The following is a 16,351-nucleotide window of genomic DNA, read 5'->3' on the forward strand; positions in this document are numbered from 1 at the left end:
CCCCGTTACACAAAATGCAGAGATGGCTTGCATAACGGGAGGTGTCCATATACGACAAGGCGCGTCAAGCGCCGCCCCCGGGATCTGTTAGCAGAGTGGTTGAATGCCCCGGAGGCGCTGCTGCGCCTTATCCGCACTACACCCGCCACTCGCTCTTTTCTTCACCATTCACCAGCAGCCTGCGGGTTTCCCCTGCCGGTAACGACACCTTCAACGCTTTCCACGCCGGTCGATAATCGCCGCGCGCGTTGACCTTCAGATTGATGCTGGCGCTATCGCAAACCATTTCCCACTCTACCCACAGCGCATGGCCATTCTGGTAACCCCAGCTTTCGCCATCATCCTCAAACAGCAGGCCGCGGCGGGTTCCCACGCCTTTCAGCGGGAACAGTTTCAGCTCACGACGATCGTCTTTTTGCGCATCGACGTGACGGATGCGTTCGCTGAGCGGCAGGCCTGCTCCGGCACGAACCAGCAGCGGCAGCTTTTCCAGCGGCGCATCAAGGACGATCCACTGCCCGCCGGCGAACCACTGGTGGCTATCAAAGTCGTACCAGCCGTCCTGATTAGCCGGCAGCCAGACGCGGCGCTGACGCTCACCGGGCTCGACGACGCTGGCGACCAGCAGATCGCGACCCAACAGGAAGTCGTCGCATTCGGCAAACGTCTGCGGATCGTGCTCGTGATCGAGGAAGGTCGGGCGCAGCATCGGTTCATCGTCGGCGTGAGCCTGCCAGAGCAGGGTATAGAGGTACGGCAGCAGACGATAGCGCAGCTCAATGGCCGCACGGATGGCCGGCGTGATTTCCGGATACATCCACGCTTCATTAACCGTCTGGTCGTCATTCCATGAGTGAATGGTAAAGCGCGGATGCATAACGCCGTTTTGCACCCAGCGAACGAACAGTTCCGGGTCCGGTTTATCGCCAGAGAAGCCGCCAACATCGTGGCCGACGTTGAACAGTCCGGAGAGGCTCATTCCCAGCCCCATCCGGGTGTTGTAGCGCAGCGTGTCCCAGTTAGTACGGTTATCACCGCTCCAGGTCTGAACATAGCGCTGCATCCCGGCGCAGCCGGAACGAGAGATAAGATACGGACGTTTGTGCGGCGCAAAGCGCTGCTGAGCCTCCAGCGACGCGCGCATCATCAGCAGCGGCATGACCGGGCGAATATGTTTAATGGCAATCTCCTGGCCAAACCCATAACAGCGGGCTTCGCCGTCCCACACTTCATACTCGTTATTATCGTTCCACGTGGAGTCGATACCCATCTCCAGCAGCTGGGTTGTCACGCCTTCCTGCCACCAGGCGACGGTCTGCGGGTTGGTAAAGTCGAGGTGCGACCCTTCGTCGTCCCAGAAGCTGGAGCGCTCGGGGGCATCGGCCTGTGAATCACGAATAAATAGCCCGCGTTCCGCCACTTCGTTATAGCGCGGATGGTCCTGCAGCAGGCAGGGCTTAATATTGGCGGCGAGCTTCAGCCCGGCATCGTGGAAGGCCTGGCTCATCACCTTCGGCTGCGGCACTTTATCGTAGTTCCAGTTAAAGACGTAGCGTTTGCCATTAATCGAGGTATAGCCGGATGAGAGCTGAAACGAATCGCACGGAATGGCGTGTTCATCGCACAGACGGATAAAGTTCATCAGCTGGTTTTGCGCATCCGGCGCGTCGGTGTAATGCATCGTCGAACCGCTATAGCCGAGGCTCCATTTTGGCCCAAACAGCGTTTTACCGGTCAGGCGAACGAAGGCTTTAGTGATATCCAGTACGCGCTTGCCGGTGAACAGATAGTAATCGATGTCGCCAGCTTCCGCCTGCCAGCGGCGATAGGCGGTATGGTAATTATCGATTTCGTTACCGAGATCCAGCCAGCAGCTGCTCAGGTTATCGTAAAACAGGCCGTAGCTGACATCGCTACGCTGCGCGATGGTAAATGGAATATGTTTATACAGCGGGTCGGTGCTCACCGCGTTATACCCCATCGCGTCGAGGTTACGCATCTCATAGCGTTTGCCGGTACGCTGCAGATTGCCCGCCTTCTCACCCAGACCGTAGAAGCGCTCATCTTTACGTCGGCTCAGGTAGTGAGCAACGCCGTCGCCGTGCGCATTCGCCAGATAGGCGCTGGTCGGGCGGTCGTTCGCCAGCGGCTGCCACTCGCCGGCTTCATCGCGATAGCTCCATTCCAGCCACAGCGGCTGGTGGACGATAACGCGCAGCTGTTCGGTGACGATACAGAGGGTGCCTTCCTGTTCCGTGAGCTGCCAGGCGGGGAGGCTAAAGCCGCTTAGCTCTTCGCGCGGACGGCCTTCCCACGGCACATCCTGTCCGGGAGCGATACTCCAGGTGCGATCCACCGCCAGCTGACCGTGCCGTTTCAGCAGCACGCGGAACATATTCTCTTCCAGAACGTACAGACACAGGGTGTGTTGGCCGTCGACGGTCAGCTCAACGTGGTGCTCCAGCCGTTGGCGTAAAGTCCAGTTTTTCAAAGTCTTCATTTTTTACATCCACTCTCAGGCGCGTTTTGCGCGACGTTCAGCAATAAATGCCACCAGGAATACCGCGCCAATCAGGTCAAAGAACCCCATGGCGATAAACAGCGGGTTGAAGCCGATTTTGTCGGCGGTGACCCCAATTAACAGTGAGAACAGAAAGCTGGCGATCCACGCGGCGGATCCGCGCATGCCGTTCACGGTCGCCATCTGTCCTTTATCGAACGACTCCACCACCAGCGCGCTGAGCATGCAGGAGATAATCTGGTGACCGAAGCCGCCTATTGAAATCAGTACGATGGTGATATAGGGATCGCGGGTGATCGCCACGGTGGCGAGCGAAATCATCAGGAAGGCGCCGGTCACGGAGCTGGCGACCACCGAGTTCACCCGTGAACAGCCGAACCAGCGGGTATACAGTTTGGTCAGATAGCCGCTGGCGACGCTGCCGAGGTCGGCCGCCAGAAACGGTAGCCAGGCGAACATAGCGATTTGCTTTAAATCCATTCCGTGCTCTTTTGCCAGATAGAGCGGTACCCAGAAGCTCAGCACCGCCCAGGCGGGTTCCGCCATAAAGGCCGGAATGGCGATACCGTAGAAGCGCTTGTTTTTTGATACGGTTTTCAGCGCGGTAAAGAAGGGCAGTTTGACCGGCGGTGCTTCATTATCCTGCTGGATCAGCGCCAGCTCAGCTTTCCCGAGGTTAGGGTGCTTCTCCGGATTATGATAAAACGCCCACCACAGCACGACCCACAAGAGCGCCAGCGCGCCGGTGAACATGAATGCGCCCTGCCAGCCGAACGAGGCGTGCGCAAAGTAGATAATCGGCGGCGCCAGCATGGCGCCGACCGAGAAACCGACGCCAGCCCAGCCAGCCGCTATCGGCCGCTCGGATTTTGGAAACCACTCACCCAGCGTTTTGGCGTTGGCTGGCGTCGCCGCAGCCTCAGCGCCGCCCATAAAAAAGCGCAGGATCGCCAGGTGCAGCCAGCTTCCCGCACCGGCATGGGCAATGCAGGCGACGGCCCACAGCGTGGCGCAAATCATAAAGCCGAGCTTGAGGCCGATTACGTCGATGAGCCAGCCGCAGAGCGGCTGGAAAATGGTATAGGCCAGCTGAAATGCGCCGACTATCCATGAATACTGTTCGGTGGTAATCCCCAATGAGGTTTTTAATTCCGGGGCGATAATCCCCAGCGAGTTGCGCGTAATGTAGTTCACGGTCACGCCCAGCAAAAACAGCACCAGTATCCACCAGCGCAGATTTTTTACTATGCGGCCTGATTTACTCACCGCCATATCATTATTGAGACCTTGGCTCATAGAACTCTCCACGAGACATGTAGTAGGGAAAATTGACCAGCCTGATTCCTGAGTGGTCGCTAAAATTTTCTGTTTCGTTGTTCGATAATGCTGCTGTTCCGCCACGATTGGTTGACTTATTTGATTTGTGGTGGACCAATTCAGGCTAAGGGAGAAAAGAGGTGGACCCTAGCGGCAATTCTGCAAATTTTTTCATGAGCCGATCGCGATCGCAGTAAGAAGCGGGCAATTCCCTTAAAAATATTCATATTCTGAATATGAAAATTTTTTCATCAGCAAATTAGAGCGCGATCACAAAATGGATAAAAAGCTAAAAGTGAGCGAAATAGCGGGCCGCACGGGGCTCTCTGTCAGTACGGTATCGCGAGTGCTGGCAGGGAAAGCGAATACCAGCGCCAGGGCCCGCCAGAGGGTTCTGGAGTGCGCTCGCGAGCTGGGCGTCATGGACGGTATCGCCGCCGGGAGAATGCTGCTCAATAATCTGGTGGTCTTTGCCCCTCAGCGGGCGTTCGATGAGCGTACAGATATTTACTACTATCGCGTTATTCAGAGCATCAATTCGGCGCTGGTGCCCCATGAGGTGCATCTGCGCTACTGCGCGCTGGAGGAGAATGACAGCGATGCCAATTTGTTTTTGCAGCGTATGCATGAAACATCGACCCAGGCCGCCATCTTACTGGGAATCGACGATCCGCATATTCACGATCTGGCGGCGGACCTGGCTAAACCCTGCGTGATGATTAACTGCCACGACGCCGGAATGCGCCTCCCTTCCGTCGCGCCGGATCATCGACTGATCGGTCAATTCTCCGCCCGCTATCTGTTTGAGATGGGGCACCAGGCGATCATGAACGTGATGTGTCTGCGCCGCTATACCATGGAACTGCGTTTACTGGGGATTAAGCAGGCGTGGCGTGCGCGGAATCTGCGCTTCGTCGATAGCATGGATTTAATCGACGTCGCCAATTTCAGCGCCCGGGATACTGAGACAAAAGTGGGCGAGTGGCTGGATCAGCGCTGTGATGGCCCGCTGCCAACGGCGTTTCTGGTAGGCGGTGATTTTATGGCGGCAGGGACGATCGCTGCTCTGCAGAAGCGCGGATTACGCGTGCCGCAGGATATTTCTATCATGAGTATCGACGGCTTTAACCTGGCGGCGATTCAGGATGTGCCGTTAACCGCTGTCCACGTCCCGCGCGATGAATTAGGCGTTGAAGCAGTACATTTGTTGCAGCAGAGGCTGATTCGTCCCGATGCGCCGCACGGCTCACTATTATTGCATGGTACGCTGGCGGTACGTGATTCGGTGCGGCGGATACGTGCCGGTAACCGCCGCACCGCCGTTGAGCCTAAGGGGTTATACGACGATTAATCCGCCATCCCCAGCGCCCGCTTGCCGTGGACATTTAAATCCTCCAGCGTGAAGCGGCCTTCCCAGTCGGTTTCATAATCTTCACGCGGGAAATCTCCCGGCGAAGCGCCGCGCGCCAGCGCGGCTTTAACCTTCTGCGCGTAGGCGAGGTTTTTCTCACACATCGGCGCGGCGGGAATATACATGACGTTGCCCCAGCCTTGCTGATTTTCCACCGGCGCGACTGAGTGGATGACGTCGCAGTGCCACCATACCGAATCGCCCGCATTGAGCGCCGGAATAGAACTTAAGGCTTTGATCAGCAGCGGGTGCCATTTTTCCGAAATCGGCAATACCTTGCCCGGCGCGACGCCGCACAGTTCATCCTCCGGCACATCGTCGAGCAGCGGACGCAGAAGTACGTAAGCCATAGCTTCCGGGATCGGCACGACGTGCAGCAGGCCCTGATCGGGGATCATATCGGAGAGCGCGGTCCAGCCCTGGAAGGTACGGAATACCGAGCATTTGGTGGTATTGTCGACCGTGTACTCTTCGACGTCAGTACGGTGCGCCGCGTCCCACGGGTCGTAAGCATCAACATTGCCGTTAAACACGTCGGCAAACACTTTCTGATAGGCCGGTAGCAGCCAACGTTCCAGGGCGCCGGAATCGGTATGCGCGCCCAGACCTTTCGAGGTGGTTCCCGGCGGGCGGCGGCGAATGCGGTCCGGGTAAATAACGCTGATATCCGGGTTAAACCACTGCTTGCCGTCGTGGTTAAACGTCCACAAGCGGTTAAGAAATGACTGTGCGGCGGCCATTTCATCGCTCTGGCGCGCCTGCATCTGCGCCTGGGACCAGTAAATCGGATAGATTTCCGGGCGCGACGCTTCCAGTGAACCGAAAAAAGTATCGCCGGGACCTTTGTAGACCTCATCGAAATGGTTGCGGTCCAGATACGCGAGCATCGAGTTATCCCATCCCAGCGCCTGTTCGCGGGGAAAATGGCTCTTGATCACCACGCAGCCGCGACGCTTGATGAGCTCGCGCTGGGCTTGCGTAACCCGATCCCGGGCAATATCGGCGAACGGGATCGTCGGCCAGACGTCCTGTCCGCTGGTTTTAAGGGCATCAATCTCTTCCACACGCGCAGCGATTCGCGCCGTCAGACGATCGAACACCGCCTGCACGTCGCCAATTTGCGCCCGCAGCTCTTGCTTAATCTGGCGGATGGCCGCTTTTGGGTCGGCAGGTAAAGTTTCACAGGTACAGGTAATAGCCATAATGACCTCTCATCTTTCATTCGAAAGTATTAAATATTACATACGATAATTTAAGTTAAAATTAAGTTAATGCAAGTTTAAAATTATGCGGAGATGCACAAAATGGAAAATCGGGGCGGTAAGCCCCGGAGAGGCGCTACTCGTCGAACGGGGTGGCGTGGTCGAGGACGGCCTGAATCACCTTCAGCGCGCCGTCGTGGTTGTTGTCATCGGTAGCATAACGCGATACCGCTTTAATGCTTTCGGCGGCATTGGCCATTGCGAAAGAGTATCTCACCAGCTTCAGCATTTCCGTGTCGTTCGCGCTGTCGCCGATGGCTACGCACGCCTGCGGCGAAATGTTCCAGCGCTTAAGCAAGCGGCTGATACCGTTGGCTTTATGCAGGCCGGGGATGATCAAATCGACGAAGCCAAAACCGCTGGTGACCGGCTTCATAATGCCGTCCAGCGAGACGTGCAGTTTGTCGATAAGCTGCGGAATTTCGCTATCCGGCAGGTTAAGGGAAAACTTAAACAGCTTATCGTCGATGTCATGGTAGCTGCCAATACGCTGCAGACGATGGTAGTGCTTTGACATCAGCGCGACAAAGGCGTCGGGCGCGCGATCGCTGACGTAAGCGCTCTCGAGGCCGCAGGCGACAAAGTTGAGCTGCGGGTCTTTGAGCAGTTCGCCAATCACCACCTGGGATTCATGGCGGGTAAGTTCACCGTGGAACAGCTGTTGACCGTGTTCGAAAACCAGCGCGCCGTTCTCGGCAACAAAGGAGATTTGGTCGCGGATTTCCGGGAAAAAAGAGATCAGCTGATAGTACTGGTTGCCGCTGGCGACCACAAATTCAATACCCTGCTGCTGGAGTTGCGCGAACTGCGCAAGAAAACGCGAGCGATCGTACTGCTTGGCGTCATTGAGAAAAGTTCCGTCCATATCGGTGACGATAACTTTAACGGTCATAACACATGCTCCTGGCTTAACTTCGACCAGTAACATTCTAATTACAATGTGATGAGGAGCACAAATTTATTTCGAATGAAAGTTTGTGTTCACCCTTGTGCAGCATAAAACCCCGGATTGCGGCGTAAACGCCTTACCCGGACTACCGGCCCGCAAACGGCTTCGAACCTGTAGCCCGGCTAAGCGCAGCGCAAGCCGGGGGATGTGGCTTACAGCGTATGCTCGGTACGGGCGATAATATCGTCCTGAGCATCCGGCGACAGGGCGGTAAAGAACGCCGAGTATCCGGCCACGCGGACCACTAAATCACGATACTGGTCAGGATGTTTCTTCGCTTCCAGCAGCGTTTCGCGCGACACGATGTTGTACTGAATATGCCAGCCTTTGTGCACCTCGAAGAAGGTGCGCAGCAGCACCATCAGTTTCTGCTTATCCGACTCATTCTCCAGCGTAGCCGGGTTCAGCTTCTGGTTAAGCAGTACGCCGCCAAGAATTGAGCCGGTTGGCAGTTTACCTACCGAGCTGATCACCGCGGTCGGCCCCAGGTGGTCGGTACCCGAAGCCGGACTTGCCCCTTCCGCCAGCGGCGAGTGCGCTTTACGGCCATCCGGCGTCGCCATCGTTTGAGCGCCAAACGGCACGTTGGCGGAGATGGACGAGGTGCCGGCGTAGTAGTTACCGCCGATCGGGCCGCGGCCATAGCGCGGGTTATGATACAGCTTCAGCTCATCAATATAGGTCTGGTAGGCGCGAGCCAGCAAAATATCGACGCTATCTTCATCGTTACCGTATTTCGGCGCGCCGTTGATTAAGCGCTGGCGCAGCTGCTCGTGGGTCAGGCCTTCGAAGTCTTCAGCCAGCGCTTTGGCCAGCTCTTGTTGACCAATGACGCCCTGGTCGAACACCAGTTTCTTCACCGCCGCCAGGCTGTTGCCGAGGTTAGCGATACCGACCTGCAGACCGGATACCCAGTCATATTTCGCGCCGCCCTGCTTGATGCTCTTCGCACGCTCAATGCAGTCATCGACCAGCGCCGAGCAGAGGATATCGTGCACGTTCTCTTCCAGCATGGTATCGACCACGTACTCAATCTCGATAGATTTGCGCGTGTAGTAGCGGATCTGCGTATCCCAGTCGGCCAGGACCTGTTCAAAGTTGTCGAAGTTGCCTTTTGACAGCGCATGTTCCTGCGGCAGGAAAACCTGGCCGCTGGTGGCGTCGCGGCCGCCTTCCAGGGTTGCCAGCATGACGCGGGCGAAGTTGATAAAGCTCATCCCGGTGCAGCGATAGCCCCATTTACCGCCGACGGCGGTTTCAATGCAGCCGATAGCGGCATAGTCGTAGGCATCCTGCGGCTCGATCCCCAGCTTGATAAATTCCGGGATGACGATTTCATCGTTGTTGAACGCCGGCATGCCGAAGCCGCAGCGGATCACCTGCACGCAGGCGTCGAGGAAGTCGTTGCTCATGCCCGCGTGATAGCGCACGCTGAGGTTAGGCTGAGTCGAACGCAGCCGACCGCAGGATTCCAGGATGGCGTAGGAGAGCGGGTTCACCGCATCCTGCGCTTTACCGTCCACCAGATTCTGGCCGCCGATGGTGACGTTCTGATACAACGGGCTCCCGGCGGAAGCCTTAGAGTGCGAGCCGGAGCGAATTTTGTTCACCTCCAGCAGTTTAAGCCAGCAGCAGTGCAGTAGCTCAATGGCGTGTTCGCGATCCAGAGAGTGTGCCAGCTCAACGTCACGGCGGTAGTAAGGGTAGAGATACTGGTCCATACGGCCGAAAGAGACCGAGTGACCGTTGGACTCGATCTGCAGAATCAGCTGGATGAAATAGCACAGCTGCAGCGCCTGCCAGAAGGTTTTCGGCGGCTCATGGGCGATGATGTCGCAGTTTTCGGCAATCGCCAGCAGCTCGTCGCGGCGGGATTCACGGCTCTCCGTCGCGGCCATGCTGCGCGCCAGCCCGGCATAGCGCTTACAGTGTTCGCTCACCGCTTCCAGCACGATATCAATGGCTTTCAGGAACTGCTCGCCGTGCAGATCTTCCAGTACGGTCAGGTTAATGCGCGAACGGCGCTCGGCGACTTTCGCGCGCATGCCGTCGAGGCCTTTTTCCAGCAGCAGCGGATAGTTGACTGCAAGGTGAGCATCGCCGGAGGTCATATTGCCTTCCGCTTTGATAATGCCGGTGGCCAGCAGCGCTTTTTGCTCATCGGTGAACATGCCGTAGCAGCGGTCCTGTACCGTTTGACCGCGCCACCACGGACACACTTCGTGCAGCACGCGTTTGTTTTCTTCGCTAACGGCAAAACCGGCGCCGGGGCGATCGGCGAGGTCGTCGATCTCTTTTTCGATCCAGCTAACGGTGTATTCCGGGAAGATTGGCGCCGCGCGAACTTCGCTGGCCTGGTTGCCGACGATCAGTTCATCGTGCTTGATCCAGATTGTGCGTTCCGCCAGGTGGTGGGCCAGCGCCAGCGCGCGGCGTACCGGGATCGGCTTATCCAGATGCTGCTGATAGGCTTGGGTATAGTGCAGGGCGCGTTCGGTACAGACCGGCGGCTTGACGATATGCACCAGCGCCATTTTATGCGCCTGTATGCGCGGGCTCAGAGTATCCAGTTTCAACGTTGTCATAAGGTTATCCTCGTAGAGTCGCCGTTACACCTTTGCTCTGAGCATAGTGCTGCGCGAAGGCGAGCAGCTCGGGTGCAGCAAGCGGTTTATCCGGAGCGGTATAGGGCTGACTGAGTAATTGGTATTTATTCATGCCTAACGTGTGGTAAGGCAGAAAGTGGATCTCGCCAACCTTTAAACGGTCAGCGGCAAAATCGGTAATGGCGGCGATATCGCTTTCGTTGGCGTTAAAGCCCTGGATCAGCGGTACGCGAATGATGATTTTCTTTCCGGCCTGCGCGACGCGCTGCAGATTATCCAGTACCCGACGGGCGCTGCCGTCCGTCCACTGCTGGAAAATCGCTTCGTTGACGTGCTTGAGATCGGCGAGAAACAGATCGATAAACGGCAAAGCGGGTTCGACGTATTTCCACGGCACGTGCAGGCAGGTTTCGACCGCGGTGTGGATCCCCGCGCGGTGGCTGGCCTCAAACAGCTGTCGGGCCAGCTCGGGATTCATAAACGGCTCGCCGCCGGAAAGCGTGATGCCGCCGCCGCTGCGGTCGTAAAACGGTTTGTCGCGCAGCACCGTGGCCATAATCTCTTCGACGCTTTTCTCTTCGCCGCACACCGTTAACGCCGTCGTCGGGCAGCAGTCGCGCAATTTGCCGATATGCGCATCGGTGAGCTTTTCGCGATGGATAATCAGACCGTCCAGCTTACGGGTAATCACTTCCGGCGCAGCCTGCTGGCAGAGGTCGCAGCCGTCCAGGCAAAGGCGGGCGTCGTACAGCAAATCCGCCGTGCGGGCGCGGCTTTCCGGGTTCTGGCACCAGCGGCAGCCCAGCGAACAGCCTTTGAGGAATACGACAGTGCGGATCCCCGGGCCGTCATGGGTTGAGTAACGCTGAATGTTGAAGATCATGATTCACCCTCTTGTTTGCATATGAAGATTAAATTACTTTCGAATGAAAGTTGTATTGATATAAATCAACAAGCAGAAGGAGGGAGGAAAATGGAGGCTAAAAAGCCGCTGCGGGTCACAAATCATCCGGCGACGGCAGTCGCCGGAAAAGGGCTAAGGCGTGCCACACACCTCACACTGAGGGTTACGCATCAATTTCATTTCGCGGAACTGGCAGCGCATGGCGTCGTACATGACGATTTTTCCCGTCGCCGGGCTGCCGTAGCGGGTCAGCAACTTTATCGCTTCCATCGCCTGTAGCGAACCAATGGTGCCGACCAGCGGCGCCATCACCCCGGCTTCTACGCAGGTGAGGGCGTTTTCGCCAAACAGACGGCTCAGGCAGCGGTAGCAGGGTTCATCTTCCTGCCAGGTAAAAACGCTGATTTGCCCTTCCATGCGAATTGCCGCGCCGGAGACCAGCGGTGTTTTATGGCGGAAACATCCGGCGTTGAGCTGGTTACGGATCGCGACGTTGTCGGTACAGTCGAGCACCAGATCGTGGGCGGCGATTTGCGCCGCCAGCGCCTCGTCTTCCAGCCGCGCGTTGAGCGCCGTGAGCTGAACGTGGGGATTAATCCGCGCCAGCGCGGCGCGGGCGGAGTCGACCTTCGGCTGGCCGATGGTGGCGTCACTGTGCAGGGTCTGGCGCTGAAGGTTGGAGAGCGAAACGGTGTCGAAATCGAGCAGGGTAAGCAGGCCGACGCCTGCCGCCGCCAGATACTGCGCGGCGGCGCAGCCCAGCCCGCCGAGGCCGACAACCAGCACGCGGGAGGCTTTCAGCTGCTCCTGACCGTCAAAATCGAAATCGCGCAGAATAATCTGCCGGTTATAGCGCAGCATCTCCGCATCGCTCAGCTCCACGCTCATTACAGCCCTCCGAACAGATGATTAAAGGGCTCAACGTCCACCCATTCGCCCGCTTCCACGTTGCCGCGCTCGCGCTCCAGCACGATAAAGCAGTTGCCGAGGCTGAATGAGCTGAAGATATGCGATCCCTGGTGACCGGTGCTGTTAACCGTCAGTTCGCCGTCCGGACCGCGCTGCAGCACGCCGCGTTGAAAATCGAGTCGTCCGGGCGATTTTTTCAGATGGGTTGCGGCGCGCACGCGCAGACGCATCGGCTGAGCCTGCCCACCGTTGCCGGAGAGCTTCGCCAGCAGCGGCTGGACCAGCTGGTAAAAGGTTAGCGTTGCGGAAACCGGGTTGCCCGGCAGACCGCAAAACCAGCTGTGGTTGAGCTTGCCGAAAGCGAAAGGTTTACCCGGTTTAATCGCCAGCTTCCAGAAGCCGATTTCACCCAGTTCTTCGAGAATCGCTTTGGTGTAGTCTGCTTCGCCGACGGAGACGCCGCCGGAGCTAATCACCACGTCTGCCTGTCGATCGGCCTCGATAAAGACTTCCCGCAGCTTAGCCGGATCGTCGGGAATAATGCCGAGGTTAATGACCTCGCAGCCCAGCTCCTGCAGCATCAGGTGTACCGCCAGGCGATTAGTATCGTAAATTTGCCCGTCGGCGAGGGGCTGGCCCGGCAGCTGGAGTTCATCGCCGGTAGAGAAAACCGCCACGCGCACTTTGCGTATCACCTCGACGTCGGCAATCCCCAGCGAGGCCAGAACCGGCAGCTCGGCAACGGTCAGGCGGGTGCCAGCAGGGAAAACGACCGCACCGTGGGCGATATCTTCGCCGAGACGACGGATATTCTGTCCGCTTTTCACCGGCGCGAGGAAGCGGATGCCCCCATCGGTTTGTTCCGTCTGCTCCTGCATCACCACCGCGTCGCAGCCTTCCGGCACCGGTGCGCCGGTCATAATGCGGATACAGGTGCCCGCCGGCCAGTCACCGTTAAAAGGTTGACCGGCGAAGGCCTTGCCGGTGACCGGCAGCGCTGCGCCGTCGGTGAGATCCGCCAGGCGTACCGCATAGCCGTCCATTGCCGAGTTATCAAAACCAGGCACGTTGAGCGGTGAAACGAGATCATGGGCGGTCACGCGCGAAAAGGCCTGCAACAGCGGTACGGTTTCCGTCGCATTCAGCGGCGTAATACGATTGAGCATCTGGGTCAGGGCTGTGTCGAGCGGCATCAGTCCGGCGGTAAAATCCATGGCTTTCTCCTGCGGGCAAACATCGAAAACGCCTATTATACCTTAAATAATTCGCGTTGCAGGCAGGCGGCGACGTAGGGACAAATTCGTCGGGAACGAATTTGAACAGCTGAAGGCTGCCTCTGGTGAGGGACAAGGATGTCCCTCATTACATCCCCGGGAGCTTACTTCAGTAAGTGACTGGGGTGAGCGACAAATCTGTACGGAACAGATTTGAACGCCGTGTAACGGCGGCCCGTCAGGGCGAGGCTCATGGATGAGCCGAGTAACGAAGCCAACGCACATGCAACTTGAAGTATGACGGGTATATGGCAGAAAAGAGAGACGGGCTATAACCCACCTGGGTACAAGCTTTACATCACCCTCCGCTCTTTCTATATTCAAAAATTGTATAGGACAGTCAGCACGATAATGATATTTATACACTTTATCGTTAAGGAATGGCGCGATGGGTAAGGCGGTTATAGCAATTCACGGCGGAGCCGGGGCGATTAGCCGCGCGCAGATGACGCCGGAGCGCGAGCGGGAGTACGTGGCAGCGCTGTCGGCGATTGTCGATAGTGGACAAAAAATGCTGGCGGCCGGGGCCAGCGCGCTGGATACGGTAACCGAAGCAGTTCGGCTGCTGGAAGAGTGCCCGCTATTTAATGCCGGTATTGGCTCCGTGTTTACCCGCGATAGTCGCCATGAACTCGATGCCTGCGTCATGGATGGTTACAGCCTACAGGCGGGAGCCGTGGCCGGCGTTCAGCATTTACGCAATCCGGTGCTGGCGGCGCGGCTGGTGCTGGAGCAAAGTCCGCACGTGCTGCTGATTGGCGAAGGGGCGGAAGCGTTTGCCGCTTCCCGCGGTATGGCGCGCGTCGATAACAGCTTGTTTTCTACTCCTGAGCGTTTACTGCAGCTGCGTCAGGCGCAGGAAGGCGACGATATCGTGCTCGATCACCACGCCGCGCCGCTGGATGAGCGGCACAAAATGGGGACCGTCGGCGCGGTAGCCATGGATCTGACGGGCAACCTCGCGGCGGCGACCTCAACCGGCGGGATGACCAATAAGCTACCGGGACGCGTCGGCGACAGCCCGCTGCCGGGAGCGGGCTGCTACGCCAATAACGCCAGCGTCGCCGTGTCCTGTACCGGTACCGGGGAAGTGTTTATGCGGACCCTGGCGGCCTACGATATTTCGGCGCTGATGGAGTATAGCCAGCTCAGCCTGCAGGAGGCCTGCGAAAGGGTAGTGATGGAGAAGCTTCCGGCGCTGGGCGGTAGCGGCGGCCTGATCGCCATCGACAGAGAAGGCAACGTGGCGCTGCCGTTTAACAGCGAAGGCATGTACCGTGCCTGGTGTTATGCGGGCGATACGCCCACGATTGGTATTTATCGCGAATAAGAGGAAAGGGCGTTGCCGCATAGTCAAGAAATCGATGCCGATGATGTTCTGCAGGTGCGCGGCCTGAACGTCGTGTTTAATCAGCAACAGCAGGCTTTTTCCGCCGTCCGCGACCTGTCGTTTACCCTGCGGCGCGGCGAAACGCTGGCGATTGTCGGCGAGTCGGGCTCGGGAAAATCGGTGACTTCGCTGGCCCTGATGCGCCTGCTCGATCGGGCGGTCAGCGAAGTGCGCAGCGATGCGCTACTTCTGCGCCGTCGCAGTCGGCAGGTGATTGAGCTGAGCGAACAGTCTGACGCTGAAATGCGCGGCGTGCGCGGCGCGGATATGGCGATGATCTTCCAGGAGCCGATGACCTCGCTCAATCCGGTCTTCACCATCGGCGAGCAGATTGCCGAATCTATCCGCTTACATCAGGGCCTGAAGCATGATGAGGCCCTGCGCGAAGCGAAAAAAATGCTCGATCAGGTGCGCATTCCGGAAGCGGAAGCCATGCTCTCACGCTATCCGCACCAGCTTTCCGGCGGGATGCGTCAGCGGGTGATGATCGCCATGGCGCTCTCCTGTCGTCCGGCGGTGCTGATTGCCGATGAACCGACGACCGCGCTGGACGTCACTATCCAGGCGCAGATCTTACAGCTGATTGCCGTCCTGCAAAAAGAGATGGCGATGGGCGTTATCTTTATTACCCACGATATGGGGGTGGTCGCCGATATCGCCGACCGCGTGCTGGTGATGTATCGCGGCGAAGCGGTGGAAACCGGCAGCGTGGAAGAGATTTTTCGCGCGCCGAAGCACCCGTATACCCAGGCGTTGCTGGCCGCGGTGCCGCGGCTGGGCGCGATGCGCGGCACTTCGCTGCCGCGTCGCTTCCCGCTGTTAAACCAGAGCCCGTCGTCGGAGGGGCAGAACACCGTTGTGGCCGGAGAACCGATCCTTAAAGTTCGCGATCTGGTGGCGCGCTTCCCGCTGCGTAGCGGAATTCTCAACCGCGTAACCCGTGAGGTGCATGCGGTCGAAAAGGTCAGCTTTGATTTATGGCCCGGCGAAACCCTGAGCCTGGTGGGCGAGTCCGGGTGCGGTAAATCGACGACCGGCCGGGCGCTGCTGCGGCTGGTAGAGACCCAGGGCGGCAGCATTATCTTCAACGGCCAGCGAATTGATATGCTAACGGGCAGTAAGCTTCAGGCGCTGCGCCGCGATATTCAGTTTATTTTTCAGGACCCGTACGCTTCCCTCGACCCACGGCAAACGGTGGGCTATTCGATTATGGAGCCGCTGCGTGTGCATCGGCTGCTGGAGGGCGATGCCGCCCGTGAACGGGTCAGCTGGCTACTGGAACGCGTCGGGCTGGAGCCGGAACATGCGTGGCGCTACCCGCACGAGTTTTCCGGCGGCCAGCGGCAGCGCATCTGTATTGCCCGCGCGCTGGCGCTCAATCCGAAAGTGGTGATTGCCGATGAGTCGGTATCGGCGCTGGACGTGTCGATTCGCGCGCAAATTATCAATCTGATGCTCGATCTACAGCGTGAGATGGGCATCGCATTTCTGTTTATCTCCCATGACATGGCGGTGGTTGAGCGCATCAGCCACCGCGTGGCGGTGATGTATCGCGGGCGTATTGTCGAGATTGGCCCGCGCCGCGCCGTGTTTGAAAACCCGCAGCACCCCTATACCCGTAAACTGATGGCCGCCGTTCCGGTGGCTGACCCTGCGCATCGCCGTCCGCAGCGCGTGCTGCTCTCCGACGAGCTGCCGGGTAACATTTTCAAGCGGGGCGAAGAGGGGATCAGTACGCCGTTACAGCAGGTGGGGCCGGGGCACTTTGTCGCCAGAGAGTCCGCCGCCGACGTGCTGGCGCGCTAACA

At 58.2% G+C, this 16,351-nt stretch carries 11 protein-coding genes; 3 read left to right on the forward strand and 8 right to left on the reverse strand.

Features of this window, described 5'->3' with window-relative positions; genetic code table 11:
• Positions 1–136: 136 nt before the first annotated feature.
• Complete coding sequence (locus tag ABLV12_RS17995; protein WP_348867201.1) at positions 137–2,500, reverse strand: glycoside hydrolase family 31 protein; 2,364 nt, start codon at positions 2,498–2,500, stop codon at positions 137–139.
• Between the two features lie 15 nt (positions 2,501–2,515).
• Positions 2,516–3,817: an MFS transporter gene (locus tag ABLV12_RS18000; RefSeq protein WP_004100512.1), complete on the reverse strand. Its 1,302-nt coding sequence runs from the start codon at positions 3,815–3,817 to the stop codon at positions 2,516–2,518.
• A gap of 298 nt (positions 3,818–4,115) precedes the next feature.
• On the opposite strand from ABLV12_RS18000, the gene ABLV12_RS18005 reads away from it, so the two are divergent.
• On the forward strand, positions 4,116–5,189 hold the full coding sequence (locus ABLV12_RS18005) for a LacI family DNA-binding transcriptional regulator (protein ID WP_348867202.1): 1,074 nt from the start codon (positions 4,116–4,118) through the stop codon (positions 5,187–5,189).
• On the opposite strand, the gene ABLV12_RS18010 is transcribed toward ABLV12_RS18005, so the two are convergent.
• The 6 genes from ABLV12_RS18010 to moeA form a co-directional block, all read right to left on the reverse strand.
• Positions 5,186–6,451 (reverse strand): DUF1479 domain-containing protein, encoded by a 1,266-nt coding sequence (locus tag ABLV12_RS18010; protein WP_023320621.1) that lies wholly within the window; start codon positions 6,449–6,451, stop codon positions 5,186–5,188. The two genes, ABLV12_RS18005 and ABLV12_RS18010, sit on opposite strands and share 4 nt — an antisense overlap.
• Positions 6,452–6,587: 136 nt before the next feature.
• Positions 6,588–7,403 carry a Cof-type HAD-IIB family hydrolase gene (locus tag ABLV12_RS18015; protein ID WP_016808101.1) on the reverse strand — a complete coding sequence of 272 codons (816 nt, stop codon included), beginning with the start codon at positions 7,401–7,403 and terminating at the stop codon, positions 6,588–6,590.
• A 209-nt stretch (positions 7,404–7,612) separates the two neighbouring features.
• Positions 7,613–10,045, reverse strand: a complete 2,433-nt coding sequence (locus ABLV12_RS18020) for a formate C-acetyltransferase/glycerol dehydratase family glycyl radical enzyme (RefSeq protein ID WP_004100520.1) — start codon at positions 10,043–10,045, stop codon at positions 7,613–7,615.
• Positions 10,046–10,049: 4 nt separating this feature from the next.
• Positions 10,050–10,949, reverse strand: coding sequence for a glycyl-radical enzyme activating protein (locus ABLV12_RS18025; RefSeq protein ID WP_348867203.1), 900 nt, complete (start codon positions 10,947–10,949; stop codon positions 10,050–10,052).
• Positions 10,950–11,102: 153 nt separating this feature from the next.
• Positions 11,103–11,858, reverse strand: coding sequence for a molybdopterin-synthase adenylyltransferase MoeB (moeB, locus tag ABLV12_RS18030; protein ID WP_004100525.1), 756 nt, complete (start codon positions 11,856–11,858; stop codon positions 11,103–11,105).
• The gene (gene moeA / locus ABLV12_RS18035) at positions 11,858–13,093 is read right to left on the reverse strand and encodes a molybdopterin molybdotransferase MoeA (RefSeq protein WP_049591116.1); all 1,236 of its coding nucleotides are present in this window, start codon (positions 13,091–13,093) and stop codon (positions 11,858–11,860) included. Before moeA ends, moeB begins: the two co-directional genes overlap by 1 nt.
• A gap of 448 nt (positions 13,094–13,541) precedes the next feature.
• On the opposite strand from moeA, the gene iaaA reads away from it, so the two are divergent.
• Positions 13,542–14,483, forward strand: coding sequence for a beta-aspartyl-peptidase (gene iaaA, locus ABLV12_RS18040; RefSeq protein ID WP_023320623.1), 942 nt, complete (start codon positions 13,542–13,544; stop codon positions 14,481–14,483).
• A gap of 12 nt (positions 14,484–14,495) precedes the next feature.
• The gene (gene gsiA, locus ABLV12_RS18045; RefSeq protein ID WP_023320624.1) at positions 14,496–16,349 is read left to right on the forward strand and encodes a glutathione ABC transporter ATP-binding protein GsiA; all 1,854 of its coding nucleotides are present in this window, start codon (positions 14,496–14,498) and stop codon (positions 16,347–16,349) included.
• The last annotated feature ends 2 nt before the right edge of the window (positions 16,350–16,351 follow it).

Source organism: Klebsiella sp. CN_Kp100 (assembly GCF_040065315.1).
In the GTDB taxonomy this organism is placed as follows: domain Bacteria; phylum Pseudomonadota; class Gammaproteobacteria; order Enterobacterales; family Enterobacteriaceae; genus Klebsiella; species Klebsiella oxytoca.